This is a genomic window from Micromonospora inaquosa (genome assembly GCF_003857055.1).
Classification (GTDB): Bacteria; Actinomycetota; Actinomycetes; order Mycobacteriales; family Micromonosporaceae; genus Micromonospora; species Micromonospora inaquosa.
In genome coordinates, this window is sequence record NZ_QGSZ01000173.1 from 1 (window position 1) to 25,948 (window position 25,948).

The 25,948-nt window shown below is 71.2% G+C and carries 26 protein-coding genes; 11 read left to right on the plus strand and 15 right to left on the minus strand.

Translation table 11 applies throughout. The annotated features are described in order from the left end of the window. Window positions 1–293 precede the first annotated feature (293 nt). Window positions 294–1,175, minus strand: a complete 882-nt coding sequence (locus DLJ59_RS09165; RefSeq protein ID WP_208648608.1) for an aminoglycoside phosphotransferase family protein — start codon at window positions 1,173–1,175, stop codon at window positions 294–296. A gap of 42 nt (window positions 1,176–1,217) precedes the next feature. Continuing rightward, entirely contained in the window at window positions 1,218–1,676 is a 459-nt protein-coding gene (locus DLJ59_RS09170; RefSeq protein WP_124772075.1) for an Lrp/AsnC family transcriptional regulator, read from the minus strand. A 93-nt stretch (window positions 1,677–1,769) separates the two neighbouring features. Between DLJ59_RS09170 and DLJ59_RS09175 the strand changes: the two genes are divergently transcribed. The 4 genes from DLJ59_RS09175 to DLJ59_RS09190 all read left to right on the plus strand — a co-directional run bounded on the left by DLJ59_RS09175 (window position 1,770) and on the right by DLJ59_RS09190 (window position 5,491). Further along, the gene (locus tag DLJ59_RS09175) at window positions 1,770–2,621 is read left to right on the plus strand and encodes a TIGR03619 family F420-dependent LLM class oxidoreductase (RefSeq protein WP_124772076.1); all 852 of its coding nucleotides are present in this window, start codon (window positions 1,770–1,772) and stop codon (window positions 2,619–2,621) included. Beyond that, a complete protein-coding gene (locus tag DLJ59_RS09180) occupies window positions 2,618–3,043 on the plus strand; it encodes a nucleoside deaminase (RefSeq protein WP_124772077.1) in 426 nt (141 codons plus the stop codon). The genes DLJ59_RS09175 and DLJ59_RS09180 overlap by 4 nt, the downstream gene beginning before the upstream one ends. A 235-nt stretch (window positions 3,044–3,278) precedes the next feature. Further along, complete coding sequence (locus DLJ59_RS09185) at window positions 3,279–4,544, plus strand: AGE family epimerase/isomerase (RefSeq protein ID WP_124772078.1); 1,266 nt, start codon at window positions 3,279–3,281, stop codon at window positions 4,542–4,544. Then, complete coding sequence (locus DLJ59_RS09190; RefSeq protein WP_124772079.1) at window positions 4,541–5,491, plus strand: carbohydrate kinase family protein; 951 nt, start codon at window positions 4,541–4,543, stop codon at window positions 5,489–5,491. The genes DLJ59_RS09185 and DLJ59_RS09190 overlap by 4 nt, the downstream gene beginning before the upstream one ends. Here DLJ59_RS09190 and DLJ59_RS09195 read toward each other — a convergent pair. The 3 genes from DLJ59_RS09195 to DLJ59_RS09205 all read right to left on the minus strand — a co-directional run bounded on the left by DLJ59_RS09195 (window position 5,488) and on the right by DLJ59_RS09205 (window position 9,074). Next, window positions 5,488–6,456, minus strand: a complete 969-nt coding sequence (locus tag DLJ59_RS09195) for a LacI family DNA-binding transcriptional regulator (protein ID WP_124772116.1) — start codon at window positions 6,454–6,456, stop codon at window positions 5,488–5,490. The two genes, DLJ59_RS09190 and DLJ59_RS09195, sit on opposite strands and share 4 nt — an antisense overlap. A gap of 72 nt (window positions 6,457–6,528) precedes the next feature. Next, window positions 6,529–7,908, minus strand: coding sequence for an FAD-dependent oxidoreductase (locus DLJ59_RS09200; protein ID WP_124772080.1), 1,380 nt, complete (start codon window positions 7,906–7,908; stop codon window positions 6,529–6,531). A gap of 23 nt (window positions 7,909–7,931) precedes the next feature. Next, a complete protein-coding gene (locus DLJ59_RS09205) occupies window positions 7,932–9,074 on the minus strand; it encodes a carboxylate-amine ligase (RefSeq protein ID WP_425271405.1) in 1,143 nt (380 codons plus the stop codon). A gap of 156 nt (window positions 9,075–9,230) precedes the next feature. Here DLJ59_RS09205 and DLJ59_RS09210 point away from each other — a divergent pair, with 156 nt between their 5' ends. Then, the gene (locus DLJ59_RS09210; protein WP_244235920.1) at window positions 9,231–9,524 is read left to right on the plus strand and encodes a DUF6412 domain-containing protein; all 294 of its coding nucleotides are present in this window, start codon (window positions 9,231–9,233) and stop codon (window positions 9,522–9,524) included. 103 nt (window positions 9,525–9,627) lie between these two features. After that, a complete protein-coding gene (locus tag DLJ59_RS09215; RefSeq protein WP_124772082.1) occupies window positions 9,628–10,374 on the plus strand; it encodes a YidC/Oxa1 family membrane protein insertase in 747 nt (248 codons plus the stop codon). 6 nt (window positions 10,375–10,380) lie between these two features. Here the strand turns inward: DLJ59_RS09215 and DLJ59_RS09220 are convergent, their stop codons facing one another. Next, window positions 10,381–11,052 (minus strand): DedA family protein, encoded by a 672-nt coding sequence (locus DLJ59_RS09220; protein WP_124772083.1) that lies wholly within the window; start codon window positions 11,050–11,052, stop codon window positions 10,381–10,383. Window positions 11,053–11,123: 71 nt separating this feature from the next. After that, window positions 11,124–11,738, minus strand: coding sequence for a DUF1349 domain-containing protein (locus DLJ59_RS09225; RefSeq protein ID WP_124772084.1), 615 nt, complete (start codon window positions 11,736–11,738; stop codon window positions 11,124–11,126). A 79-nt stretch (window positions 11,739–11,817) separates the two neighbouring features. On the opposite strand from DLJ59_RS09225, the gene DLJ59_RS09230 reads away from it, so the two are divergent. Then, on the plus strand, window positions 11,818–13,470 hold the full coding sequence (locus DLJ59_RS09230) for an alpha-amylase family protein (protein WP_124772118.1): 1,653 nt from the start codon (window positions 11,818–11,820) through the stop codon (window positions 13,468–13,470). Window positions 13,471–13,548: 78 nt separating this feature from the next. On the opposite strand, the gene DLJ59_RS09235 is transcribed toward DLJ59_RS09230, so the two are convergent. Continuing rightward, window positions 13,549–17,289, minus strand: coding sequence for a S8 family serine peptidase (locus DLJ59_RS09235; RefSeq protein WP_208648610.1), 3,741 nt, complete (start codon window positions 17,287–17,289; stop codon window positions 13,549–13,551). Window positions 17,290–17,459: 170 nt separating this feature from the next. On the opposite strand from DLJ59_RS09235, the gene fabG reads away from it, so the two are divergent. After that, a complete protein-coding gene (fabG, locus tag DLJ59_RS09240; protein WP_124772085.1) occupies window positions 17,460–18,218 on the plus strand; it encodes a 3-oxoacyl-ACP reductase FabG in 759 nt (252 codons plus the stop codon). 104 nt (window positions 18,219–18,322) lie between these two features. On the opposite strand, the gene DLJ59_RS09245 is transcribed toward fabG, so the two are convergent. The 3 genes from DLJ59_RS09245 to DLJ59_RS09255 all read right to left on the minus strand — a co-directional run bounded on the left by DLJ59_RS09245 (window position 18,323) and on the right by DLJ59_RS09255 (window position 19,572). Beyond that, complete coding sequence (locus DLJ59_RS09245; protein ID WP_124772086.1) at window positions 18,323–18,739, minus strand: hypothetical protein; 417 nt, start codon at window positions 18,737–18,739, stop codon at window positions 18,323–18,325. Next, complete coding sequence (locus DLJ59_RS09250; RefSeq protein ID WP_208648611.1) at window positions 18,732–19,124, minus strand: hypothetical protein; 393 nt, start codon at window positions 19,122–19,124, stop codon at window positions 18,732–18,734. The genes DLJ59_RS09245 and DLJ59_RS09250 overlap by 8 nt, the downstream gene beginning before the upstream one ends. A gap of 106 nt (window positions 19,125–19,230) precedes the next feature. Further along, window positions 19,231–19,572, minus strand: coding sequence for a cupin domain-containing protein (locus DLJ59_RS09255; protein WP_158630810.1), 342 nt, complete (start codon window positions 19,570–19,572; stop codon window positions 19,231–19,233). A gap of 273 nt (window positions 19,573–19,845) precedes the next feature. On the opposite strand from DLJ59_RS09255, the gene DLJ59_RS09260 reads away from it, so the two are divergent. Continuing rightward, window positions 19,846–20,748 (plus strand): Gfo/Idh/MocA family protein, encoded by a 903-nt coding sequence (locus DLJ59_RS09260; protein WP_167493833.1) that lies wholly within the window; start codon window positions 19,846–19,848, stop codon window positions 20,746–20,748. Between the two features lie 19 nt (window positions 20,749–20,767). Here the strand turns inward: DLJ59_RS09260 and DLJ59_RS09265 are convergent, their stop codons facing one another. After that, on the minus strand, window positions 20,768–20,959 hold the full coding sequence (locus DLJ59_RS09265) for a DUF2795 domain-containing protein (RefSeq protein ID WP_124772089.1): 192 nt from the start codon (window positions 20,957–20,959) through the stop codon (window positions 20,768–20,770). A 128-nt stretch (window positions 20,960–21,087) separates the two neighbouring features. Between DLJ59_RS09265 and DLJ59_RS09270 the strand changes: the two genes are divergently transcribed. Then, a complete protein-coding gene (locus tag DLJ59_RS09270) occupies window positions 21,088–22,344 on the plus strand; it encodes an erythromycin esterase family protein (RefSeq protein WP_124772090.1) in 1,257 nt (418 codons plus the stop codon). Between the two features lie 51 nt (window positions 22,345–22,395). On the opposite strand, the gene DLJ59_RS09275 is transcribed toward DLJ59_RS09270, so the two are convergent. The 3 genes from DLJ59_RS09275 to DLJ59_RS09285 all read right to left on the minus strand — a co-directional run bounded on the left by DLJ59_RS09275 (window position 22,396) and on the right by DLJ59_RS09285 (window position 25,741). Further along, window positions 22,396–24,618, minus strand: a complete 2,223-nt coding sequence (locus DLJ59_RS09275; protein WP_124772091.1) for an MMPL family transporter — start codon at window positions 24,616–24,618, stop codon at window positions 22,396–22,398. Continuing rightward, window positions 24,618–25,205: a TetR/AcrR family transcriptional regulator gene (locus DLJ59_RS09280; RefSeq protein WP_124772092.1), complete on the minus strand. Its 588-nt coding sequence runs from the start codon at window positions 25,203–25,205 to the stop codon at window positions 24,618–24,620. Before DLJ59_RS09280 ends, DLJ59_RS09275 begins: the two co-directional genes overlap by 1 nt. 101 nt (window positions 25,206–25,306) lie before the next feature. Beyond that, the gene (locus DLJ59_RS09285) at window positions 25,307–25,741 is read right to left on the minus strand and encodes a winged helix-turn-helix transcriptional regulator (RefSeq protein ID WP_244235921.1); all 435 of its coding nucleotides are present in this window, start codon (window positions 25,739–25,741) and stop codon (window positions 25,307–25,309) included. A gap of 75 nt (window positions 25,742–25,816) precedes the next feature. Here DLJ59_RS09285 and DLJ59_RS37865 point away from each other — a divergent pair, with 75 nt between their 5' ends. Beyond that, entirely contained in the window at window positions 25,817–25,942 is a 126-nt protein-coding gene (locus DLJ59_RS37865) for a hypothetical protein (protein WP_279635736.1), read from the plus strand. The last annotated feature ends 6 nt before the right edge of the window (window positions 25,943–25,948 follow it).

Sequence of the window (25,948 nt, forward strand, 5' to 3'; positions counted from 1 at the left end):
CGACCTGACCCCGCTCCGCGATCTTGCAGTTTCTGTTGTCGGCATGCGTGGATATGCACCTTAAGTCGGGACAGAAAGTGCAAGATCGCGGAGCGGGGTCAGGTCGGGCTCGTCGATCATGGAGTTGCGGTGCCCGTCTTGGGGTTTTTCGGGTTTTTTGTCACCCACCACAACTCCATGATCGACGAGGTGGCAGCGGTTGACGGGCGGCCGTTGCGGTAAACGCAACGGCGTTGACAAGGACCAAGCGTGGTCATGCGTCGGGGGCGGGCGAACCGCGGCGCTGTCGGGCCTCAGTTGGAGTCGAGCAGCCAGCGGACCACGTCGATCTTCTCAGGGAAGACGCCGCCGTCGGCGACGCTCCAGGCCAGCGTGTGCCCGATCGTCCAGCCCCGGGCCCGCTCCCGGTCCAGCCCCAGCTCGGTGCTGAGCCGGTCCAGCCGGTGCCGGACGGCGGCCGGCGAGTGGCCGAGCTCCCGGCCGCGCACCATCGGCACGATCGAGAACTCCCGCTCGCCGGTCAGCGGCTTCGGGTCGATCGCCAGCCACGGCCCTCGGTCACCGGGGAGCGCCTCGGCGGCGAGCACGTTGCCGGCGTGCAGGTCCTGGTTGACCAGCACCTGCTCGCCCTGGCTCGACGCCAGATCGGTGAGCAGGGTGAGCGCCGCGTCGAGTAGCCGCCGCTCGTACGGCCGGCCGGCTCGTTCCCAGGTGCGGGGCATCCGGTCGATCCAGCCGGCGGCCTCCTCGGCCAGCGGGGTGAACGGCGCGCCCGCCGGCCGCCAGAGTCGGGGCAGCAGCACGGTCACCGCGTCCAGCGCGCGGTCCACGGGCAGCTCGTGCAGCGGAGTGCCGGGTTGGCAGCGTTCCACCAGCAGGGCGCGCCGTTCTGGGTCGTGTGCGAGCAGCCGGATCGCCCCGTCGCCGTCCCAGTGGGCCAGCGCGTCGGCCTCGTGCCGACTCTCCTCGTCGGGGTACTGGAGCTTGAGCACCGCCGCCGTGCCGTCGGGCAGATCTGCCGGGAGCGCCAGGGAGGCGTAGGCGTACCGGAAGGGCGGGCCGAGTCGTAGCGACCACCGCTCGGTGCACTCCGCCAGCCACGTCGGGAGTGTGGCGAGCCAGGCCCGGCCCGCCGGTGACGCACGTACCCAGTCAAGTCCCTCTGGTAGATCCATCCGGCCATCCTGGAGCATCCACCGCGTTCTGGTGGGTCTGGGTCAGGAGCGGGGCGGCGTCAGGCGCGGGCCGCGATAGGGCAGGGTGGCGCTGTAGACCACATTGGTGGTGGTGCTGCCGAACCCGGCGAGATCGTTGACGACCTGTTCGAGGTGGGCCATCGACGTCGCGGCCACCTTCAGCACGTAACAGTCGTCCCCTGTGGTGCGCAGGCACTCCAGAATCTCCGACCGTTGATCCAGTAGCCGGTGCAGCGGTTCGTGCCGACTGCCGGGGTATTTCAGTCGGATCACCGCGAGCACGGCGAAGCCCGCCTTGGACAGGTCGACCTCGGCGCGGTAGCCGCTGATCACACCGGTCGCCTCCAGTCGCCTCACCCGCTCGCTGGTGGCCGACGCGCTCAGCTTGACCCGGCGGCTGAGCTCGGTGATCGGCAGGCGGCCGTCGCCCTGCAACTCGATCAGGATCGACCAATCGAGATCATCAAGATTCTCGGCCATCCGGCCAATCTACCGGCGGATTCACGGCAAAGGCCAGCGAAGGCAGGGATCAAGGTGTTCCCGCGCCGCTCCACGCTGACTAGCGTATAACCCGTGCAAATTGGCGTGAACGTACCGAACTTCGCCCCGGGTACCGACCCCGACGTGCTGCGACAGTGGGCGCAGACGGTCGAGGGTCTCGGCTTCGACCTGCTGATGGTCTCCGACCACATCGCGGTGACCCCCGACGTCGCCAAGAAGTACCCGGCGCCGTTCTACGAGCCGTTCACCACGCTGTCCTGGCTGGCCGGGGTGACCTCCCGGGTCCGGTTGGGCACCACGGTGCTCATCGTCCCGTACCGGCACCCGCTGCTCACCGCCCGGATGGCGGCGAACCTCAACCGTCTCAGCGGCGGCCGGCTCGTCCTCGGCGTCGGCGTCGGCTGGGCCCAGCAGGAGTTCGAGGCGCTCGGCGTGCCGTTCCGGCGGCGCGGCGCGCTGACCGATGATTACCTGCGCACCATGCGTGACGCCTGGCAGAACGCCGACGACTACGACACGGATGCGATCCCGATCTGGGTCGGCGGCAACAGCGAAGCCGGCATGCGGCGCGCGGTTCTGCTCGGTGACGCCTGGCACCCGCTGCGGGTCACGCCCGGATGGCTGGCCGAGGCAGCCGGACGGCTGAAGGCCATCGCCGACGAACTGGGTCGCCCGGTGCCCGCGTTGATGCCGCGCATCGCACTGCGGGAGGTTCCTGAACCGATCACCGCCCCGGACCGGCTCGCCGGTGTCGGCACCATCGACCAGATCATCGCCGACCTTGACCAGATCCGTCTGCTCGGCGCGGAGACGGTCGTGCTCGACCCGTTCAACGGCGACCTGACCGAGATCCGCCAGCCCGAACGCGCCTGGCGGACACTTGCGGCCGTGGCCGCTCACCACAAATCCCAGGAGGACCGATGACCCCCGACGACGAGAAGTTTCTCCGCCGCGCCGTGGAACTCGCCAGCGAGGCAGGGGCCTCCGGCGAACGGCCCTTCGGCTCGTTGCTGGTCGGCGCGGACGGCACCGTCCTGATCGAGGACCACAACACCGTGGTCTCTGACTCGGACATCACCGCCCACCCGGAACTGAAACTGGCCCGCTGGGCCGCTCGGGAACTCGACCCCGACGTGGCCGCCGCCACCACCATGTTCACCAGTTGCCAGCCCTGCCCGATGTGCGCGACCGTGATCGACCGGTCCGGCCTCGGACGGGTGGTGTACGCGCTGTCCAGCGAGCAGTTCGAGGAGGTCAAGCCGGCCACCCCGGCGCTGCCCCCGGTCCGGTACGAGGGGCCGGCGCTGTTCGAGGAGGCACGTCGGCCGATCGACGACTACTACTGACCGAAGCTGTCCCGCGGTGGTGTGACGTAGCCGGAATTGACAGTCGGCCGGCTGCCGGAGCAGGGTTGAGCGGTGACAACGATGTCAACGGACAAAAGGGAAGGGATTGTGTGCATGATCCTCTCCCGGCCGCGCCCGGTTCGCGGTATCCCGTTGACGGTTTCCCGGCGCGGACCCGGTCTGTCCGCCGATCCTGGCCGTATGTCCCTTTCCTACCCGACGGTGACCAGCTGAGATGACCGACGTGCCCCGATCCGACGCCGCAACGACCCCCGCTCCGGCGCGGTCGCCAGACCTGCCCGATCTGGACGACTTCCTCGTCGACCAGACCCGGACGCTGCTCGACACCGCCCGCCGCTCGGTGCGGCCCGAGGGCGGCTTCTGGTGGTTGACCGACGACCGCACCCCGGATCGCGGCGAACCGATCCACACCTGGATCACCTGCCGGATGACCCACGTGGCCTCCCTCGCCCACCGCAACGGCGACCCGGACGCCGCCGCCCTGGTCGACCACGGCGTCGCCGCGCTCAGCACGCTGCTGCGCGACGACCGGTACGGCGGCTGGTTCGGCGCGGTGGACCAGCAGGGAACACCCGTCAACGATCGCAAGGCCGGCTACGACCACGCGTTCGTGCTGCTCGCCGCCTCCAGCGCCGCGCGCGCCGGACGGCCCGGCGCGGACCGACTGCTCGCCGACGTGCTGGCCGTCGTACGGGACCGGTTCTGGGACGACGACGCCGGCGCGGTCCGCGAATCGTGGAACCGCGACTGGACGGTCACCGAGGACTACCGCGGCGCCAACAGCAGCATGCACATGGTCGAGGCGTTCCTCGCCGCGACCGCCGCCACCGGCGACACGAGCTGGGCCGACCGGGCCCTGCGAATCGCCACCCACCTCGTGCACGGTGAGGCGGCCCGGCACGACTGGCGGCTGCCCGAGCACTTCACCACCGACTGGACGCCGCTGCCCGACTACAACCGGGACCAGCCCGCCGACCCGTTCCGGCCGTACGGCTCCACCATCGGGCACTGGCTGGAATGGGCCCGGCTGCTGCTGGAACTGGAGGCGGTGCTGCCGCAGCCACCCCGCTGGCTGCTCGCCGACGCCCGCGCCCTGTTCGCCGCCGCCGTGCGGCGCGGCTGGGCGGTCGACGGCGCGGACGGCTTCGTCTACACCATCGACTGGGACGACCGGCCGGTGGTGCGCTCCCGTATGCACTGGGTCCTCGCCGAGGCCATCGGTGCGGCGATCACCCTGCACCGACGCACCGGGGACGCGGTCTACCTCGACTGGTACCAGGTCTTCTGGGCGTACGCCCGCCGCTGTCTCATCGACCAGACCGGATGGCGGCACGAGTTGGACGCACAGAACCTGCCCGCCGACACGGTGTGGCACGGCCGACCGGACGTCTACCACGCGTACCAGGCGGTGCTCCTGTCCCGCGCTGCCGTCGGGCTCGGTGGCCCCGGCCCGCTCGCACCGGGGGAGGTGACCGCGTGATCGTCGTCGCGGGTGAGGCACTGATCGACCTGGTCGTCACCGCCGAGGGGCAGCGGGCGGTGCCGGGTGGCTCCCCGGCGAACGTCGCGGTCACCCTGGCCCGGCTCGACCAGCCGGTACGGCTGCTGGCCCGGCTCGCCAGCGACGAGTACGGTCGGCAACTCGTCGAGCATCTGAGCGCCAACCGGGTGGACCTGGCGTGGGCGGTCCACGCCGACGAGCCCACATCGGTGGCGGTGGCCACCCTGAACGCCGCCGGTCAGGCCAGCTACGAATTCCGGCTGGCCGGTGCGGCGGACTGGCAGTGGACGCCGCGGGAACTGCCCGAGCTGGCCGGATCACCGGCGATCGCGCTGCACACCGGGTCCCTCGCACTCGCGTTGGCCCCCGGCGCGGAGGTGCTGGAGGGCCTGCTCGCCCGGGAACGCCAACGGGACGGGCTCACCGTCTCCATCGACCTCAACCTGCGGCCGAGCATCGTCACGGACCGGGCGGCGGAGCAGGAGCGGGTACGCCGACAGGTTCGCCTCGCGCACCTGGTCAAGGCCAGTGACCAGGACCTGGCCTGGCTCTACCCGGAGCGTTCGCTGGCCGACGTGATGACCGAGTGGCGGGCGGCCGGCGTGTCCTGCGCCGTGGTGACCCGGGGCGGGGAGGGCGCCTGGCTGCTCGCTCCCGACGGCTCACTGCACGAGGAGCCGGCGGTCCGGACCACGGTGGTCGACACCGTCGGTGCCGGCGACTCGTTCACCGGTGGGCTGCTGGCCGCGCTGGCCGACCTCGACGCGCTCGGTGACCGGCCGGCCGACCGGCTGGCCGCGGTGACCGGGCCGCAGTGGGGTGTGGTGCTTCGGCAGGCCGCCACTGTGGCCGCGTTGACCTGTGGTCGCCGAGGCGCCGACCCGCCGAGCCGCGCCGAGGTCGAAGCCCTGCTCAAGACCGCCTAGGCCAGGCCCCGCTTCAGCAGCCTGGTGGGCAGCACCGTGGTTGAGGGCGGAGTGTCGTCGCCGGCTACTCGTTCGAAGAGGCGCTCGGTGGCGACCCTCGCCAGCTCCCGGGTGTCGTACGCGACGACGGTCAGCGGTCGGGGCATCAGGTGGGCCAGCTCGAAGTCGTCGAAGCCGACCAACGCGGCGTCACTGCCCCGCCGGTGCAGCTCCTGGAGCGCGCCGACGGTGAGCCGGTTGTTGGCGCAGAAGAACGCGGTGGGCGGCTCCGGGAGGTCGAGGAGCGCGGCGACCGCCCGCCCGGCCTCCTCGGGGGCGATGAGCCGCTCGCGGACCAGCGAATCGTCCGGCTCGACTCCGGCGGCGTCCAGCGCCGCCCGTGCCCCGGCCAGCCGCTCACGCATCGTGGGTACGCTCGGTGCGCCGAGCAGCAGCCCCACCCGCCGGTGCCCCTCGTCGAGCAGCGCGGTGACCCCGGCGTGGCTGCCGCCCCGGTTGTCCAACAGCACGGCGTCGGCTTGCAGCCCCTGCGGCGGCCGGTCCAGGAACACCACCGGCATGCCCAGCTCGACCTCACGACGCAGGAACGAGTGGTCGAGGCCCGCCGGCACCACCAGCAGCCCGTCGACCCGGCGCTGGGTGAAATCCTGGAGCAGGGCGCGTTCCCGCTCCGGGTCCTCCTCCGAGGACGCGGTGATCAGCATCGTGCCGTGGGCGGCGGCGATCTCGGCGGCGACGCTGGCGATGGTCGCGTAGAACGGGTTGGCGATCTCCTCGATCAGCAGCCCGACGGTGGCGTTGAGCTGCCGGGAGCGCAGGTTACGAGCGATGTCGTTGCGTCGGAAGCCCAGCTCGGCGATCGCGGCCAGCACCCGGCCGACCAACTCCTGCCCTACCGGCTCGTCGTTGACGACCCGGGAGACCGTCTTCAGGCTGACGTCGGCCCGTCGGGCCACGTCGACCATCGTGGGGCGCCGACGCACGGTCGGCCGGGTCGGAGTCTGGGTCACGGGGTGGTCCTCCACGGCGGGCGCGGGTCAACGGTCGAGCGCGGCGAGCGCGTCGACCGCTTTTCGGGCGGCGATGAGCACCGGATCCCACACCGGTGCGTACGGCGGAGCGTAGCCCAGGTCCAACTGCGTCATATCGTCCACCGTCATGCCGTTCCACAGGGCCACGGCCAGCGTGTCGATCCGTTTGGCCGCCTCGGACCAACCGACGATCTGCGCGCCGAGCAACCGGCCGCTGGGGCGCTCGGCGATCAGCTTGACCGTCATCGACCGGGAACCCGGGTAGTAGCCGGCCCGGTTGGTCGACTCGGCGATCACGGAGACGAACTCGAAGCCGGCGGCTGTGGCGTCGCGCTCGCGCAGACCCGTCCGACCGACCTCCAGGTCGCAGACCTTGGTCACCGCCGTGCCGATCACACCGGTGAAGGTGGCGTACCCGCCGCCGATGTTGATCCCGGCGACCCGGCCCTGCTTGTTGGCGTGCGTGCCGAGCGGCACGTGCACCGGCAGCCCGCTGACCCGGTGCAGGGTCTCCACGCAGTCGCCGGCCGCCCAGACCCCGGTGAGCCCGGGCACCCGCATCCGGCGGTCGACCCGGATCGCGCCGGTCGGGCCGAGGGGCATCCCGGCCGCCTCGGCGAGCGCGGTGTTGGGGCGTACGCCGAGACCCAGGACCACGACGTCGGCCGGGATCGACCCCTCGGCGGTGACCACGGCGGACACCCGGCCGTCCCGCTCCTCAAGGCCGGTCACCGGCAGGCCGGTGCGGATCGTGATGCCGAAGCCGCGCATCGCGTCGGCGACCAACTCGCCCATTTCGGCGTCCACCGTCGACATGGGCTGCTCGCCCGCTTCCATCAGGGTCACCGAGAGGCCGCGTTGGATCATGGCCTCGGCGATCTCGACGCCGATGTACCCGCCGCCGACCACCACCGCCCGGCGCGGCTGCGGGTCGGCGTCCAGCCAGTCGCGCAGCGCCGCACCGTCGTCGAGGGTCTGCATGCCGAACACGCCGTGCGCGTCGGTAACCGCCCACGACGGCTTCACCGGCACCGCGCCGGTGGCGTACATCAGGTCGTCGAAGCGTTCGCGGACCTCGCCGCCGTACTCCAGGTCGCGGGCCACCACCTCGCGGCGTTCCAGGTCGATGGTCGTGACCTCGTGGCGCATCCGGACGTCCATCGCGTGCTCGGTGCGGAAGATCTCCGGGTCCCGGGCGATCAACGCCTCGGGGCCGGACACCAGCCCGCTGATCCAGTACGGGATGCCGCAGGCCGAGTAGGAGGTGAAGTGGCCCCGTTCGAAGACCACGATCTCCAGGTCGGCTCGGGCGCGTCGGCGTCGGGCCTGGGACGCCGCCGACATTCCGGCGGCGTCCCCGCCGATGACGATCAGCCGTTGCGCCACGGGTTCATCCTGTCACGCGTCGATCAGCCGCGGGTCTGCCGCGCGACGTCCTGCACCACGTCGGTGAGTCGGCCGGTACGCTCGAACACGGCGCGCTGCCGTGCCGCGCCGCTGCCGTGTCGACGCAGCCCACCCAGCAGGTCGGTCACCTCGGCCCAGTCGTCGTGCTCCTCCAGCGCCGGGCGCATCCGCTCCACGAACCGGTCCAACAGCTCCCAGGCCGGGCGCAGCTCACCGTTGGTGACGTCGACGGCCTCGCCTTCCAGGCCGTCGTGGGCGGCCCGCCAGTGCGCGCCGACCAGCAGGTGGTGGTCGGTCCGCAACGCCGGCCGGCCGGCCTCGACATCCGCCATGGCGGTGGCCACCAACGCCCGGACCAGCGCGGCGACCAGCACCGCGTCGTCCACCGACGGGCAGACGTCGCCGATCCGCAGCTCCACCGTCGGGTACTTCGCGGACAGCCGGGCGTACCAGTAGAGCATCCCCTCGTCGAGCATCACCCCGCTGGAGATCAACTGGCGGATCAGCCGCTGGTAGTGCTCGTGCGACTCCAGAAACGGCGTCGGCGCCACCGACGGCCAGCGCTCCCACTCGACCGAGCGCCAACTGGCGTAGCCGGTGTCCTCGCCACGGGCGAACGGCGAGTTGGTGGTCACCGCCTGGAGCATCGGCAGCCACGGCCGTACGTGGTTGAGTACCTGCACGCCGGTGTCCGGGTCGGGCACCCCCACGTGCACGTGCATCCCGTTGTTGCCGGGGCCGGGAACGAGCAGCCGGAACCGCTCGATCATCCGGTCGAAGCGGGGCTTGTCCACCACCGGTGGCACCGGGCCGTCCACCGGGCCGGTGCCGATGGCGAGCAGGCGTACGCCGGCCCGCTCGGCGGCGTCGGAGAGCGCCCGACGCAGTACGCCGAGGGAGTGCCGGATCGATGAGAGCTCCAGGCCGGGTGGGCTGCCGATCTCGATCTGACTGGTCTGGAACTCCCGTTCCACCTGTCCGTGCAGTTCGGCCGGGACCTGCTCCATGACCAGGTCTACGGCCGGAACCGCAGCCCCGGTGTGCGGGTCGACGAGCAGGAACTCCTCTTCGACACCCACGGTGAGCAATCCGGTCGCCGCAGCCATGTCGCTGGGCGCCTCCGCCACCTGACCGGTCATTGACATCACCCGTCCGTTCCTACCGTTCGCGGTCCGTCCGCGTTGGTCCGTCGTTGGTTACCCAACGTGGCGACGCCGGGAAACGTGGCGTCGGCACGTCGTCCTCGGGGTGGCCCGCCGGATTCGACCGGGTGATGTGACAGCGGGTCCTATGCTGGGCCCGTGCCGGTGCTGCTGGGCTATGTCGGGGTCGCGTGGGTGTCCGCGTTCGCCCAGCTCACAGTGCTCGCAGGCCGGCCGGTCGACCTGCTCGCGGGCGCTGCGTTGACCGCCCTGGTGCTGCTCGCGGTGGTGCTGGCGGCCCGGGTGCGCGACCGGGCGGGCTCGCCAGGTGCCGGGCCGCGGAGGGCCGGTCTGCGGGCCCGCTCCCGAAGTCGCCGAATGCCCCGCCAGATCGACCCGGACGCGGCCGGTCGCCCCCGTCCCCGTGCCCCGGGGCACCCCTCGGCCGCGTAGCGCCTCGCCGCCGCGCGGCCGATCCCGCCGTCACCGGCCCCCCTTTGCTGAGCGGATTCCGCCCGGGGGAGGGCCTCACCGGAATCGGACCGAGGGGTTTCCCATGCTTGCCTTCGCACCACTGCACGACACCGTCAGCGCTGCCGGCAGCGCGCTGTCCTGGCTCACCGAGCTGCTCGAACCACTGGCCGGCGGTGCGGCGACCGCCGCCGCCATCGTGCTCTTCACCATCGCCGTCCGGTTGCTGATCTCGCCGCTGACCGTCGCGCAGGTCCGCGGCGAGCGGCGCCGCGCAGCGCTCGCCCCGCAGGTGCGGGACCTTCAGCAGCGGTACGCCGACGACCCGGCGACGCTTCAACGCGAGGTGTTCACGTTGTACCGCGAGGCCGGCGCGAACCCGATCGCCGGCTGCCTGCCGTTGCTTCTCCAGGCGCCGTTCCTGCTGGTGCTGTACCGGTTGTTCAGCACCAGCGAGGGCGGCACCGGGTTGCTGGACGAGCGGTTGGTCGGGGTGCCGCTGGGGCACCACCTCAGCGACGGGTTGGCCGGTGCGGCCGGACCGCTCTTCGGCGTACTGCTGGTGGTGTTGCTGGCGGTGGCCTGGTGGTCGTCGCGACGGGCCCGCCGGGCGTCGGCGGCGGTGGGCACGGTGGCCGGTACGCCGACCGAGGGGCCGGGAGCGGCCACGCTCGGCCGGTTGCTGCCCCTGCTGCCGTTCACGACTGTGCTGGTGGCGCTGGTGCTGCCACTCGCTGCGGTGATCTACCTGGTGACCACGAGCGTGTGGTCCGCGCTTGAGCAGGTGGTGCTCCGCCGACCGCAGGCGGTTTCGTCGCCGGCTGGGCGCTAACGCGGATCAGCGGCCGGCGGTCACCGACCGCCGGCCGTCGCGCTCCCGGCGCTTGCGGACCTTACGGATCACCCAACTGGCCACCATCACCACGAAGACCGCGACGATCGCGTAGTTGAACCAGTCGCTGTAACGCTCCACGTCCTGCCAGCGGCTGCCCAGCGCGTAACCGGCACCCACGATGAGACCGTTCCACACCCCGCTGCCGATGGTGGTGAGCAGGATGAACTCGCCCAGCGGCATCCGGTTGGCCCCGGCCGGCACGGAGACCAGGCTGCGGACCACCGGCACCACCCGGCCGATCAGCACCGCCCGCCGACCGTGCCGCTCGAACCACCTGTCGGCCTTCTCCAGGTCGTCGCTGTCCACCAGCGGGATGTGATCCAACCAGCGCTTGAGCCGTTCCTCGCCGAGCGCCGCGCCCAGCCAGTAGAGCACCAGCGCACCGACCAGCGAGCCGACAGTCGCGGCCAGCACCACCAGGACGACGTTGAACTCGCCCTCGTGGGCAAGGAAACCGGCGAGCGCCAGCACGATCTCGCTGGGGATCGGCGGAACGATGCTCTCCAGTGCCACCAGCAGCGCCACGCCGACCGGGCCCATCACCTCGATCACCGAGGCCACCCAGCCGGTCAACCCGGTGAACTCGGACGGGTCGCCAGCCTCGGCGTAAGCCATGGGTCGTCCTTCCGCGTGGGCCGTTGGGGATCGGAGGGTCATACCCACCGGGGCCCGAACTACACCTGGGCTCAGTGCTCCGGGTGCAGTGCGGGGTCCGCCGGCCCCTGCCGCCAGCCGGTGAACACCACGCTCAGCCCGGCGCGGGACGGCGCGCAGCAGAACGGGCCGGCCTGGGCGTCGGCCGCCGGGTCCAGCGGGGCGAGCCGGACCAGTCGCCACGGCTCGTCGTCGACCCGGGCGCGGACGGTCAGCGCGTCGCCGGCCCGGCTGACCCGGACGGTCACCTCCCGACCCGCCCACTCCGGCACCGGCCCCACCGACCAGTCGGAGAAGTCCCGGGTCACCACCGCGCCGAGCTGCACCTCGCCGTCGCTGATCTCGACGCCGGCCTTGGTCCAGGTCCGTTCGTCGACGCGGACGAACACACCGGCCTGGTCGAACTGCGCCGAGAAGTCGAGCCGGAAGCTCACCTCCATGGCGGCGCCCACCGGCAGCGGTGCCAGCAGGGCCGGGCCGTCGTCGTGGACGAAGCCGTAGCTGGTCTTCCGCCAGAAGTCGCTGTCCGCCGCCGGTTCGACGACCAACTCGCCGGCCGGGCCCTCCTCGACGCGTACCGGCGGGTGCAGCCAGGCGCCCCGGGACCAGTCCAACGGTTCGCTCGGCGGTACGAGGTCTTTCTCCATGACCGGCACGGTAACCAACGCCACCCGAGGGTCGCCGGACGGGTTTGCGGCGGTGATCGATCGGAGATGTTCCTCCGGCATGGGTGACCGTTGGTATTCCGAAGCCGTCGTCTACTGCCTCGACATCGACACGTACGCCGACTCGGACGGCGACGGGGTCGGTGACATCCGTGGGTTGATCGGGAGGCTGGATTACCTGGCCCGGCTCGGGGTGACCTGCCTGTGGTTGCACCCGATCCACCCGTCGCCCAACCGCGACGACGGCTACGACGCCACCGACTTCTACAACGTGGACCCGCGCTTCGGCACCCTCGGCGACTTCGCCGAGCTGCTGCACCAGGCGCAGAACCGGGGCATCCGCGTGATCATCGACCTGGTGGTCAACCACACGTCCGACGAGCACCCGTGGTTCCAGTCCGCCCGCTCCTCGCCGGACTCGCCGTACCGGGACTGGTTCGTCTGGTCCGACAACGAACCGGACGACCGGTACCAGGGCATGGTCTTCCCCGGTGAGCAGAGGGAGACCTGGAGCTACGACCGCACCGCCAAGGCGTGGTTCTACCACCGGTTCTACAAGTTCCAGCCGGATCTCAACTTCGCCAACCCGCAGGTCCGGGCCGAGGTCAAGAAGATCATGTCGTTCTGGCTCCAGCTCGGCGTCTCCGGTTTCCGGATGGATGCCGTGCCGTTCATCATCGAGCTGACCGAGCCGGGCAACCCGAACTCCCCGAAGGACTTCGAGTTCCTCACCGAGATGCGTCAGCACGTGCAGTGGCGACGCGGCGACGCCGTCCTGCTGGCCGAGGCGAACGTCGAACCGGACCAGCTACCGACGTTCTTCGGCGACGCCAGCGGATCCGGCAACCGGATCCACATGCTCTTCGACTTCATGCTCAACGGGCGACTCATGCTCGCCCTGGCCCGCGAGGACCCGGAACCGCTGATCGACGCGTTGCACGACACCCCGAAGCTGCCGGTCGGCGGGCAGTGGGCCACCTTCCTGCGCAACCACGACGAGATCGACCTGTCCCGGCTGACCACCGAACAGCGCAACCAGGTGTACGCGCAGTTCGGCCCGGACGAGAACATGCGCATCTACGACCGGGGCATCCGTCGCCGGCTCGCCCCGATGCTCGGCAACGACCGGCGGCGCATCGAGCTGGCGTACGCCCTGCAGTTCTCGATGCGCGGCACGCCGGTGCTGCGCTACGGCGAGGAGATCGGGATGGGCGAGGACCTGTCGCTGCCCGGTCGGGAGGCGATCCGTACCCCGATGCAGTGGTCGTACCAGCCGAATTCCGGCTTCTCCACGGCGGACCCGGAGAAGCTGGTCCGTCCGGTGATCGACAAGGGTGACTTCGGCTACCAGAACGTCAACGTCACCGCCCAGCGGGGCGAACCGAAGTCGCTGCTCGGCTGGTTCGAGCGCATGATCCGTACGCTGCGGGAGGCTCCGGAGATCGGCTCCGGCTCGACGACCCACATCGACGTGGCGGTGCCGCCCGGAGTGCTCGCGCACCGGGCCGACGGGCCAACGGGGACGATGGTCTTCGTGCACAACCTGGGCACCGACGACGTCGAGGTGGACCTCAGCAGTCTTGAGCCGGAGGCCGACCTGCCGATCGACGTGCTCGCCGACCGTGGCTACGGCGAGTTGGGCAAGCTCGGCGCGGTGAAGGTCTCCGGCCACGGATACCGGTGGATTCGACTCTGCCGGGACCGGGGCTTCTGAGGCACGGCGGTTCCCCGATCACGCGTGACGTCCGGCCGGTCGGTGCCGGCCGGACGTCACGCGATCAGGGCAGGACGATCAGCGCACGCCGAACGCGCGCAGCACGGTCTGGTTGATCGAGTTGCCTGAGCTGTCCGTGGCGCTGGCGCGCAGCGACACGAACGTGGCGCCCTTCGGCGCGCCCAGCTTCGTCGTCCACGAACCGTCCTTCGAACGGCTCAGCGACTGCTTCTGCCAGTGCGCGCCGTCGTCGTACGAGATCTCCAGAGTGACCGGCCGGATGGTGCCGCACCCGGTGGCGCCGGGCAGGTGGTCGGCGGACACGGTCAGGTCGGTGTGTGCCTTCGCGGTGCCGGCGGCGTCGGTGTCGACCGCGTAGTCGAGCTGGAGCAGCGGGAGCACCGCGGACTCCACCCCGGCGGCCGGCGCCTTCGACCGGAACGTCCACTCGGTGGTGGTACTGGTGGAGTACGGGCCGCCGGTCGGGTCCTGGGTGGTCCCCACCACCAACCGGTACGGCAGGTCGCCGGCGTTCGGCGCGGTGCCGCTGATCCACGTGCTGGTGCTTTCGGCGAGCAGCGTCCGGCCCTGGTAGAGCTTGTTGGTCTGCCCGGCGCCGTTCATGGCCATGCCGACGTGGTCGGCCGCGCCCCAACCGGGCACGTCCAGCTTGAGGGTGTCGCCGGAGCGGGTGGGCAGCGTGAAGTTGTTGTTCAGGTGCGGCCGTTCGATCGGCTCGAAGAACTGCTCCTCGTTCTTGCTGCCGGCGCGGTAGCTGGTCCGGGGGTCGATCTGGTAGGTGCCGCCGTCGAGGTACGCCTCCTGACCCCAGGTGTACAGGTCGCCGGTGGACACCCAGTCGGTACGGACCGCGGCGAGCGGCCGGTTGCTGGTCTGGCCGATGCCCCAGTTGTTGTACGACGGCCAGTCGTACCGGAACTCGCCGCCCCGGGTCTGCGGCGTCGGGACATTGAAGCCGACGTCTACCCGGGCCAGCGTCCTCGGAGTCTCGGCCCGGCTCAGGCCCTGCGGGATCCGGTTGTGGTACGCCTGGACCAGGTCGTACACGTAGTCGGCGATCGGCTGTGAGACCACCTCGACCTCGGTGGACCCGCGCTGAATCTGCTGGATCAACGCCTCGCCCTCGTCGGTGCTGAGCATCGCCACCTCGATCGGGGTGGGTGTGAAGAAGTCGATCGAGTAGTCGCGCACCTCGCGCCACGGGAAGTCGTTGACCACCAGCATCAGCTTCGCCCCGGCGGCGGTCGCCGCGGCGGCCTGCTCGGCGTCACCGACATCCAGGTTGTGCCGGACCACGACGGCCTTGCCCCGGGCGTTCAGCTTGGCGTAGTCGCCCGGCGCACCGTCGCCCGCGTAGACCGCCGGCAGCGTCGAGCGGCCCTTCGGCAGCTGGGTGGTGCCCTGCTGGCGGACCACGTCGTCGAAGTTCACCTTCTTGGTGCCGACGCTCAGCACCGGCTGCTCCTTGCGCCACCGGGCGCCGAGGTAGAAGTCGCCGTGCCGCACGTCCCTGCTGGTGGGCTGCGCCCAGAAGCTGTCGTAGAACACGCCGCCGGCGATGAACGAGCGCCAGCGGCCCTCGCCCTGGGACCGGTAGTAGTCCAGCCGGGTGAAGGTGTCGGCGGTCTGCTGCGGCACCGTCGACTCGACCCGGCGGGCCGCCTTTCCGTCCAGCCGAACCGTGGTGTCCTGGCGCAGGTCGATGTCGGGGTTGCCGAGCAGCGCCAGGCCGAGTGAGTTCGGGCCGTGGCTGCCGGTGACGTTCAGGAAGCTCATCGCCGAGTAGACGCCTTCGGGCAGGTAGAGCTGCGCTGTGCCGTCCGCGTCGGTCTCGACGAAGCTGAGGTCGTAACTGCCCGGCTGGCCCAGCTCGATGATGCCGCCGGCGGGCTTGCCGGCCCGGTCGGTCATCTCCAGGCGAAGGTGGTGGTACGGGCTGAACGTGCCAACCCCGATGGCGGTGCGGGCCAGCACGGCCCGATCCGGCCCGCCGGTGGCGATGACCTGACCGGTGTACCGGCTGCCGGCGCCGGCCCGGGTGGTGTCCGTGGTCAACGTGACAGTGGCGGTGCCGTTCGCGGGCACTGTCAGCTGCGGCGCGGACACGCTGAACAGTCCGGCTGGCGCGCTCGGCGCGTCCACCGCCAGGCCCAGCGTGATGGGCTGACCGGTGGTGTTGGTGTACGTCACCGGGTGCGTGCTGCCGCCCGCCTTCGCGGTGTCGGAACCCACGCTGGTGGAGATGGTGCCGGTGGCGATGACCGGGGCGCGGACCGCGGCCGCGACGTCGACCCGGCCGGTGCCGGCCTGGAAGGCGTCGTACTGCCCGGTGGCCTTGGTCGTGCTGACCAGGGCGTCCTTGAGTTGCTGACCCGTCCAGTCCGGGTGTTTCGCGGCGAGCAGGGCGGCAGCGCCGGCCACGTGCGGCGCGGCCATCGAGGTGCCGTCCATGCTCTGGTACGAGCCCTCGCCGGGCGCGTACTGGGAGCGGGCCGCGAGCACCCCGACGCCGGGCGCGGTCAGCTCCGGCTTGATGGCCTCGTCGCTGATCCTGGGGCCCCGGCTGGAGAACGCGGCGAGCTGGTCGTCACCGTCGACCGCACCGACTGTCAACGCCGCGTCCGCCGCGCCCGGCGCACTGACGCTGCCCGGCAGGCCGGCGTTGCCGGCGGAGATGACGAACAGCGCGCCGGTCTCCGCACTGAGCGTGTTGACCGCCTGGCTCAACGGGTCGGTTCCGTCGCTGGGCTGGTTGGAGCCCAGGCTCATGTTGACGACGCTGGCGTCGGCCTCCCGGGCCGCCCACTCCATGCCAGCGAGGATCCAGGAGTCCATTCCGTATCCGTCGTCGCTGAGCACCTTGCCAACGGCGAGCTGGGCATCGGGGGCGACGCCCTTCTCGCGGCCGCCGGAGGCGGCGCCGGTGCCGGCGATGGTGGAGGCAACGTGGGTGCCGTGCCCGACCCGGTCGGTGATCTCCTCGCCCGGCACGAACACGGCGGACGCGCTGATCTGGTTGGTCAGGTCCGGGTGGGCCGCGTCGATGCCGGTGTCCAGCACGGCAACCCGCACACCCGCGCCGGTGTCGCCGCCGGCCCAGACCGCGGGAGCGCCGATCTGCGCTGTGGTGTCGGCCAGGTCGGCGTGTACCCGCCCGTCCAGCCAGATCTTGGCGATCCCGCCGGAGAAGCGTCCCTTGCCGCCGGTCGCGGCGGTCGCCTTGGCGGTGGAGGCGGCCGTGATCGCGGCCCAGAACTCGCCGGCCCGGTCGCGGTCCTCGCTCAGCGCGACACCCGAGATGCTGCTCAACGTACGGGTGCGGGTCGCGCCGGTGGGTGCGGCGCCGGCCCGTAGGCCGGCTGCCCCTGGGTCGTACGACACGATGAGCGGAAGGTGGTCCACCCGCTCGTCGTCATACCCGTCGGCGATCAACCGGTTGACGTTGAACAGTCGCTTGTCCAGGGTTTTCGCGGCCACGTAGGGGAGCACCGACTGCGGGTAGACGTAGAGGTCGTCGCCGGCCTCGACCACCCGTACCGGTGTCGAGGAGCCGTCGGGACGCCGTACGTCGAGGGTGCCGCCGTTGCCGCTCTGGCGGGTGGTGACAGTGTCACCGGTGATCAGGGTGACCGAGTGGGTGCCGGGTGCTGTGGGAAGGCTGGTCGCGGGGGCGGCGGTGGCACCGGGATCGGCCGGGGCTCCCGGGGCGGCGGCCAGGGCGGGTGATCCACCGGTCGCCGCGAGGGCCGCGGAGACCACGGCGGCGAGCCAGGCTCCACGGGTACGCGAGAATGTCACGTGATGTCGTTCCTTGCCTCGTCTGTCCACTGTCGGGTGACAGCGGTCGCGACGCTACGCGCGGAAGATCATCTAGTACATACCCTGTGGATTTGGCCATGGTCATCACCGATAACTAGCAGTGGAAGGTTAAGCTCCTTCGATCGACCCCAAGTTACCCGGAGGTAATCATGTCGGAGGAGCTCCGCGTCGCCATCGTCACCGGAGCCGCACGCGGCATCGGCGCGGCCACCGCCCGGCGGCTGGCCGCCGACGGAATGGCAGTCGCCGTGGTCGACATCGAGGAGACGGCCACCAAGGAGACTGTGGACGCCATCGCCGCCGCCGGCGGCCGGGCGCTCGGAGTGGGCGCCGACGTGTCCGACCGGGACCAGGTCGAGGCGGCGGTGAGCCGGGTCGCCGCCGAGCTGGGCGCGCCCACCGTGCTGGTCAACAACGCCGGCGTGCTCCGCGACAACCTGCTGTTCAAGATGACCAACGCCGACTGGGACACGGTCATGGGGGTGCACCTGCGCGGCGCGTTCCTGTTCAGCCAGGCCGCCCAGAAGCACATGGTGGACCGCAAGTGGGGGCGGATCGTCAACCTCTCCAGCACCTCCGCGCTGGGCAACCGGGGCCAGGCGAACTACGCCGCCGCCAAGGCCGGTTTGCAGGGCTTCACCAAGACCCTCGCCATCGAGCTGGGTCCGTTCGGAGTGACAGTGAACGCGGTCGCACCCGGCTTCATCGTCACCGACATGACGGCCGCCACCGCCGCCCGGATGAAGGTCGACTTCGACGACTTCCAGAAGCACGCCGCCGCCGAGATCCCGGTCCGTCGCCCAGGCCGGCCGGAGGACGTCGCGCACACCATCTCGTTCCTGGCGAGCGAGGGTGCCGGCTTCGTCTCCGGTCAGGTCATCTACGTCGCGGGCGGCCCCAGGGACTGACCCGTACTCGGCGACGAGGGCGCACTGCTGGCCGGGACGCCCTCGTCGCCGGGTCTGCGCCGAGTGCGGTGGGCGCGCGGCGGTCGGGCGGGGCGTGCGGCGGGTCAGGCGGGTGCGCGGCGGGTGCGCCAGAGCCAGATCAGCCCGAGCACCGGCAACACCAGCGGGATGTAGCCGTACCCGCTACCGAACCCCGACCAGACCGTCTCGTCCGGGAACAGCTCCTTGTCGACCAGGCTCAGGACGCCGACGGCGACCACCCCGACCAGCTCCACGGAGCAGCACGCCAGCGCGACCCGTCGGCCGGTGTGCCCGGCGCGGGCCAACCCCACCGCCGCCACGATGTAGATGAGCGCGGCCACCCCGGAGAGCAGGTACGCCACCGGTGCCTCGTCGAACTTGGTGGCGATCTGAAGCCCCGCCCGGCTCGTCGCCGCGATGGCGAAGAGCAGGTAGACCGCGATCAGCAGCCGACCCGGGCCGGAGTTCGTACGTCGTGGGGCCGGCCCCGCCTCAACCACCGAGCACCTCCCAGGTCTGCTGCAACCGGACCACCACCACCGGGGTCACCAGGCAGACCGCGCACACGATCGCCGAGCCCCAGCGGGTTGGTTCCATCCGGGCCAGCACCCAGGCCAGTGGCGGCAGGCACACCAGCGTGACCAGGTAGCCGAAGAAGGCACCGGGCTCGCCGGGCCGATCCCCGCCGCCGACCGCGACGAGCGCCAGCACGCTCAACACCAGCAACGCCACTTCGAGTACGGCCAGACCGACGAACTGCACCCGGTCCGGCGGCCGGTGGCGTACCGCCGCCACCAGCGCCCACGCCGCGACGAGCAGCGACAGCACGATCGGTACGGTCGCGACGATCCCGTCCACCGGCGAGTCGGTGCCCACGCTGCTCACCGGGCACACCCGGTCGTTGCCTCGGTCACCGGCACAGCCTACTAACCGTCGTAGTAAGCGGGTGTTCTGCCTCTCCGCGTGTGACGCGCGCCTGTCGAGGTGGGCGTCAGTCGTCCACTGGCAGCCAGTAGACGGAGATGGCCAGGAGCGGGTCTGGTCCGTCGTTGCGAATCTGGTGCGGCACCCTGCTCTCGAACGCCGCCACGTCCCCGGCCCCCAGCACCGCCGTCTGGTCGGCGAACATCAAGCTTCCGGTTCCGGAAACGATGATCCACACCTCGCGGGACCGATGGACATCGAGGTCGTTTGACGTGTTCGGAGCCACCGACCAGCGAGCGACCTCGAACGGCGCGGGCGCCGTCGACGGAAACGGCAGCAGGGCGCGGTGAACGGGGCCGCCCTCGGCGAAGTCGTACCAGTGTTCAAACGTCACGGCGCCGCTGGCCATCGCTGGATTCGTTGTTCGCATGTGGTCGAGACTGCCGCGCCGCACGCGGGGGTGTCTGGCGGCAATCGGACCCGACGTTGGCGGGAGCGACGCCGGAAGGCCGCGAGCGGACCGGAGCACACCGACGTGTGCCGTCGGTGGCTCGACCGCGACCCGGAAACGAGGGTGAGCTGCTTCGATTGGTGGAACCCGCCGCCGTCAGGGCCGCCGGGGCGACTAGCGTGGATCACGTCCGTGGCGTTGCCGCGGTGCGGGGAAACAGCGGAGGTACACGTGCTGCGGTTCGGTTTGTTCGGCACCGGTCACTGGGCGATCGAGACGCACGGGAAGGCGCTGCACGCACATCCCGACGCGGAGTTGGTCGGGGTGTGGGGCCGCAACCCGGAGCGGGCCTCCGCGCTGGCCGAGCGGTACGGGGTGCCCGCCTACGCCGACGTCGACGCGCTGATCGAGCAGTGCGAGGCGATCGCCGTCGCCCTGCCGCCGGACATCCAGGCCGACATCGCGGTCCGGGCGGCCCGCGCCGGTCGGCACCTGCTGCTGGACAAGCCGCTGGCGCTCAGCGTGGCCGACGCCGACCGTGTCGTGGCCGCCGCCGAGGAGTCCGGGGTCGCCTCGGTCGTCTTCTTCACCCAGCGGTTCCAGCCGAACGTGACAGCGTTCCTCGCCGCGACCGCCGCCGTCGGGGGCTGGCAGCACGGCCGGACCACCGCGTTCGCCTCGATCTTCCAGGACGGCAGCCCCTACGGCGGCTCGTTGTGGCGTCGGGAGCACGGGGCGCTCTGGGACATCGCCCCGCACGCCCTCTCGATCCTCCTGCCGGTGCTGGGACGGGTGACGCAGGTGGCGGCGATGGACGGACCGAGCGGGATGGTGCACCTGCTGCTCACCCACGAGGGTGGTGCCACCAGCAGCGCCTCGCTCTCCCTGGACGCCCCGACCGAGTCGATGGCCCGGGAGTTCGTGTTCTACGGCGAGAACGGCGTCGAGAACGTCCCGTCCGGTGAGAACGACCCCGCCACCGCGTTCGGTGTCGCCATCGACCAGCTCGTCGAGCAGGTGCGGGCCGGCACCCGGGACCACCGCTGCGACGTCCGGTTCGGCCGTGAGGTGGTCGGCATCCTCGCCGCCGCCGAAACCGCCCGCAGCGAAGCCCGCACCATCACCATTCCCTAACCACTCTGTCTGGGGTGGGTCAGGTGCGGGTGGACAGGGCGGCGCTCAGCTCGTCCGGTGAGTCGAACTGCTCCGCCGGCAACGCCTGCAACATCTGCAACATCGCCGTGCTGGCCCCGTTCTCCTGACCCCAGCGGATCAGGTCCTCCCGCGAGACCGGGTAGTCGAGCCCGGCCAGGTACTCCTGCAACTGCACCCCGGTGACGGTCATGTCGGCCGGCTACCCGCTCGTGGTGGCCGTACACCGGCCTGGTCGGCACCCACGACGGCCCGGCGGCCGGCGTGTCGGCCCGCGACGCGCCGACGGTTTGCCGCAGTGGCGGCCGGGTAGCCGCTGGCATGCTGGTTCAGCGGCTCGGCGCGCCGAGCGATTTCGACCCGTTGCTGGAGCGCGTCCGGAACGCGCGGGTGGTGATGATCGGTGAATCCACCCACGGCAGTTACGACTACTACCGGTTGCGTGAGCAGCTCACCCGCCGCCTGATCGCGGAGTGTGGCTTCTCCTTCGTCGCCGTGGAGGGTGACTGGCCCGACTGTGACCGGGTGCACCGGTCGGTGACGGCCGCGCCGGGTGGCGCGCTCGAACCGCAGCTCGCGCTCGCTGAGTTCGAGCGATGGCCGACCTGGATGTGGGCCAATGCCGAGGTGGCCCGGTTCGCCAGCTGGCTGCGAGCCTGGAACGTCGAGCGGCCCGAGGAGCAACGGGCCGGGTTCCACGGGCTCGACGTGTACAGCCTCTGGGAGTCGATGCAGGCGATCTTCGACTACCTGGGGGAGGAGGACCCGAAGTCGCTGGAGGCGGCGCAGGACGCGTACCGGTGTTTCGAGCCGTACGGCAAGCGGGTCGAGGAGTACGGCGCAGCCAGCCGGTTCGTCTCCGCGCGCTGCGAGGAGGAGGTCGTCCGGTTGCTCGCCCGGACCCGCGAACACGCCCTCTCCGACGGCCCGGACAGCTTCTCGGCCTGGCAGAACGCGGAGGTGGTGGCCGGTGCGGAGCGCTACTACCGGGCAATGGTGGCCGGCGGGCCGGACTCGTGGAACATCCGCGACACCCACATGCAGGACACCCTGGACCGGCTGCTGGACCGGTACGGCCCGGACGCCCGGGGCATCGTCTGGGCGCACAACACGCACGTCGGGGACGCACGGGCCACCGACATGGCCGCCGACGGGATGGTGAACATCGGTCAGTTGGCTCGGGAGCGGCACGGCGAGGACGCGGTGGCCCTGATCGGCTTCGGCAGTTACCGGGGTACGGCGATCGCGGCACCCCGCTGGGGTTCGCCGCCCGAGGCGATGGTGGTGCCGCCGGCTCGGGAGGGGTCGATCGAGCGGCGGCTGCACGAGCTGATGCCGGAGCGGGCCGTGCTGATCTTCGGCGGCGACGACCAGCCGGGCTGGGTCACCGACACCGTGGACCACCGGGCGATCGGGGTGGTCTACGACCCGTCGTTCGAGTCCTGGGGCAACTACGTGCCGACCCGGATCGGCGAACGCTACGACGCCTTCATCTGGTGCGACGACACCACAGCTCTGCACCCGCTGCCGGTGCCAGCGGCCCCCGGTGAGATGGAGACCTATCCGGCGGGCGTCTGACGCAGTGCAGGTGTGGCGCCCGGTGGGTGCCACACCTGCACCATCGATCGGTCAGACGTGCGTCGGGGTGCGGTCTTCGAGGTGCGCGCGTAGGCCCTCACCCTCGATGTCCACGTTCGGCAGGGCGCGGTTGAGCCAGCGGGGCAGCCACCAGGCGCGGTCGCCGAGGAGCGACATCACCGCCGGGACGATGGTCATCCGGACCACGAACGCGTCGATGGCGACGCCGACGGCGAGCGCGAAGCCCATCGACTTGATCACCGGGTCCTCCAGGAAGACGAAGCCCCCGAAGACCGAGATCATGATCAGCGCGGCGGCGGTGACCACCCGTGCGCCGTGCCCCATACCGCTGATGGTGGCCTGTCGGGCGGTCTCACCGTGGACGAAATCCTCCCGCATCCGGGACACCAGGAACACCTCGTAGTCCATGGCGAGCCCGAACAGGATGCCGATGAGCAGGATCGGCAGGAAGCTGATCAGCGGACCGGGCGTGTCCAGGCCGACCAGGTCGGCGAGGTGTCCCTGCTGGAAGACGGCCACCGTGATGCCGAACGTGGCGGCGACGGTGAGCAGGAAGCCCAGCGCCGCCTTGATCGGCACCAGCAGCGAGCGGAACACCAGCATCAGCAGCAGCACCGAGAGCCCGACCACCAGCAACAGGTAGATCGGAAGCGCGTCGGAGAGCTTCTCTGAGACGTCGATGCCGATGGCGGTGACGCCGGTGAGCAGCACGTCCGCGTCACGGATCCCGCCCACCTCGCCACGGATGTCGTGGACCAGGGTCTCGGTGGCCTCGTCGGTCGGGCCGGTCTTCGGCACCACGCCGAGCAGCGCGGTCCGGCCGTCCGGGCTGACCTGGGCCGGCGCCACCGCGAGGACGTTCTCGGTGCGCTGGAGCAGGGCGGTCACCTGCGGCACGGCGGCCGAGGTGGCCTGCGGGGTGTCACCGGCGACCACCACCGCGAGCCGGCCGGTGAAGCCCGCTCCGAAGCCCTCGACGGTCAGGTCGTTAGCCACCCGGGCGGGTGAGCCGACGGCGGCCGTCGCGGCGCCCGGCAGGGCCAGCCGCATGTCCGGCGTGGGCAACGCGAGCAGCCCCAGGCCGAGCAGGCCGACCAGGATGACCGGTACCCGGAACCGGGTGATCAGTCGCGCCCAGCGGAAGCCGAACCGGGTGCGGTCCTCGGTCGTGGTCGTCGTCGTCGCGGCCGGCCGGTCGGTGACGTCCGTGTCGTCCTCGTCCGCGTCGACGGTGGGAACGGCACGCAGCCGGCGGGGGAGCACCCGGCGGCCGGCGAAGCCGAGCAGCGCCGGCTGGAGGGTGATGGCGACGAGTACGGCGACGGTGACCGTGCCGGCGGCGGCCAGACCCATCACGGTGAGGAAGGGAATGTCCACCACGGCAAGCCCGGCCAGGGCGATGACCACGGTGGCACCAGCGAAGACCACTGCCGAGCCGGCGGTGCCGACGGCCCGGCCGACTGCCTCCTCCGGGGACAGGCCGTCGAGCAGATTCTGCCGGTGCCGGGAGGTGATGAAGAGTGAGTAGTCGATGCCGACAGCGAGACCGAGCATCAGCGCCAGGATCGGTGCGGTGCTGGTGAGCTGGACGACGCCGCTCAGCGCGAACAGGCCGGCCATCCCGGCGCCCACGCCGATCAGCGCGTTGAGCATGGTCATGCCGGCGGCGACCAGGGAGCCGAACGTGATGATCAGGACGATCGCGGCGACCAGTACGCCGAGCGCTTCGGTGGAGCCGATCTCCGGCTCACCGCCGAGCACCTCGCCGCCGGGGGCGACCTGCCAACCCTGTGCCTCGGCCGCTGCGCCAACCTCCTCGTACGCGGTGCGCTGCGCGTCGGTCACCTCGTCGCCGCCGGTGGCGAACTGGACCTGGACCAGCGCGTACCGGCCGTTGGGTGAGACCGCGCCGACCTGCAACGGGTTGACCGCGCCGACCACGCCGGGCAGTGCGGACGCCTGCTGCACCAGTTCCTGCACCACGGCCTGGCCCTGCGGGGTGGCCAGGTCGCCGTCGGCGGGCGCCTTGACCGTGATGGTGCCGGTGGCGCCGCTGGCCGCGGGGAACTGGTCGGCGAGCAGGTCCAGTGCGCGCTGGCTCTCGGTGCCGGGCATGGTGAAGTTGCTCGCCGTCGTGCCGCGCAGGGTCGCCGCGGCCAGGCCGGCGACGACGAGTACGACGAGCCAGAGCGCGACGACGAGCCGTCGCCGGCGCAACGCGCCCCGGCCGAGCCGGTAGAGCAGGGTGGCCATCAGGAGTCCTTGTCCTCGGTCGTGGGTGGATGGGCCAGTGGTGCGTCGACGGGTTCGACGGCCCGCCGGGCGAGGGTGCGCAGGGCGGGGCGCAGTTCGTCGTCGGGGATGTCGACGAACTCGGCGCACGCCTCGGAGATGCCGGCGAGCAGCACCAGCGCGGCGATCCGGGCGCCCGGCCGGTCGGAGTGCCCGGCCAACGCGTCGCGCAGCCGATCGGAGATCTGCTGGATGTGCGCGAAGGCCGGCTGGCACAGCAGCTCCGGGAACTCGCCGCGAAGTACCGCGATTTCCCGCCGGAACCGGACCGCGAGGTCGACGAAGCCCTGTGCGGCGACCTCCTGGGCGGCCGCTCCGGTCAGGCCGTTGAGCTGGTCGTCGAGGCTGCGGAGCACGTCGATCGCGGGGGCCATCAGCTCGGCGAGCAGGGCTTCCTTGTTGGCGAAGTGGTAGAGCACCGTGGCCTTGGAGCAGCCGACCTCGCGGGCGATGTCCTGCAGGGAGGTGCCCCGGTAGCCGGTCACCGTGAACTGTCGCGCCGCTGCGGCGAGGATCTCGCCGTGCGTGTCTGGTACCGCTCTGACCATGCGTGGTCCACCTCCCGCAAACCAGCATGCCTGACCGATCGGTCAGACCCTGACCGATCGGTCAGACTGAGGCGGTGGCGTTCCCCACATCCCCGCCGGGTTTATCCGGCGTGCTGGGCGTCGTACCTGGTCCGCGCCTCGGCGATGGTCCGGCGGTGCCGCTCGGCCCAACTGGTCAGCGCGACCAGCGACTCGTAGAGCTCCAGCGCCATCGGGGTGGCGGTGTACTCGACCTTGGGTGGGACGGTCGGGTAGACAGTGCGGTGCAGCAGGCCGTCCCGTTCCAGGTTGCGCAACGTCAGGGTGAGCATCCGGCGGCTGATGCCCTCGATGTGCCGCTCCAGTTCGGTGAAACGCACCGGCCCGTTCGAGGCGGCCACCAGGATGCCGATGCTCCACTTGCCGCCGACCCGGTCGAGCACCTCGCGGACGGTGCACGCCCGATCCTGCCCCGGGGTGAACGGCACGCCGCCGTCCGCGCAGGTGAACTCGCCCTCGACCTCCGAGGACACATCGCTGTTCCGGTGGGACATCACGGTGCCTCCTTCCGCTCCGGTTCATGGTCACAGACCATGACCTCGGTAACAAACCGTGCACCAAGGAGGGGTTTCATGGAGCGTGTGGCGCTGGCCGCCCTGCCCCGACGTCCGGCCCTGCCGTCGTCGGCCGCCGATCCGTCGGACCTGACCGGGGTGGATATCGGAATCGATCCGTACCGAAGCGCCGCGTCCGGTTGACCGACG

Bases quoted from the DNA above. Each gene is read 5' to 3' on its own strand.
- DLJ59_RS09165 (WP_208648608.1), bottom strand. From the start codon at position 1,175: ATGGATCTACCAGAGGGACTTGACTGGGTACGTGCGTCACCGGCGGGC.
- DLJ59_RS09170 (WP_124772075.1), bottom strand. From the start codon at position 1,676: ATGGCCGAGAATCTTGATGATCTCGATTGGTCGATCCTGATCGAGTTG.
- DLJ59_RS09180 (WP_124772077.1), top strand. From the start codon at position 2,618: ATGACCCCCGACGACGAGAAGTTTCTCCGCCGCGCCGTGGAACTCGCC.
- DLJ59_RS09185 (WP_124772078.1), top strand. From the start codon at position 3,279: ATGACCGACGTGCCCCGATCCGACGCCGCAACGACCCCCGCTCCGGCG.
- DLJ59_RS09195 (WP_124772116.1), bottom strand. From the start codon at position 6,456: ATGGTCGACGTGGCCCGACGGGCCGACGTCAGCCTGAAGACGGTCTCC.
- DLJ59_RS09205 (WP_425271405.1), bottom strand. From the start codon at position 9,074: ATGTCAATGACCGGTCAGGTGGCGGAGGCGCCCAGCGACATGGCTGCG.
- DLJ59_RS09215 (WP_124772082.1), top strand. From the start codon at position 9,628: ATGCTTGCCTTCGCACCACTGCACGACACCGTCAGCGCTGCCGGCAGC.
- DLJ59_RS09220 (WP_124772083.1), bottom strand. From the start codon at position 11,052: ATGGCTTACGCCGAGGCTGGCGACCCGTCCGAGTTCACCGGGTTGACC.
- DLJ59_RS09225 (WP_124772084.1), bottom strand. From the start codon at position 11,738: ATGGAGAAAGACCTCGTACCGCCGAGCGAACCGTTGGACTGGTCCCGG.
- DLJ59_RS09230 (WP_124772118.1), top strand. From the start codon at position 11,818: ATGGGTGACCGTTGGTATTCCGAAGCCGTCGTCTACTGCCTCGACATC.
- fabG (WP_124772085.1), top strand. From the start codon at position 17,460: ATGTCGGAGGAGCTCCGCGTCGCCATCGTCACCGGAGCCGCACGCGGC.
- DLJ59_RS09255 (WP_158630810.1), bottom strand. From the start codon at position 19,572: ATGGCCAGCGGCGCCGTGACGTTTGAACACTGGTACGACTTCGCCGAG.
- DLJ59_RS09265 (WP_124772089.1), bottom strand. From the start codon at position 20,959: ATGACCGTCACCGGGGTGCAGTTGCAGGAGTACCTGGCCGGGCTCGAC.
- DLJ59_RS09270 (WP_124772090.1), top strand. From the start codon at position 21,088: ATGCTGGTTCAGCGGCTCGGCGCGCCGAGCGATTTCGACCCGTTGCTG.
- DLJ59_RS09275 (WP_124772091.1), bottom strand. From the start codon at position 24,618: ATGGCCACCCTGCTCTACCGGCTCGGCCGGGGCGCGTTGCGCCGGCGA.
- DLJ59_RS09280 (WP_124772092.1), bottom strand. From the start codon at position 25,205: ATGGTCAGAGCGGTACCAGACACGCACGGCGAGATCCTCGCCGCAGCG.
- DLJ59_RS37865 (WP_279635736.1), top strand. From the start codon at position 25,817: ATGGAGCGTGTGGCGCTGGCCGCCCTGCCCCGACGTCCGGCCCTGCCG.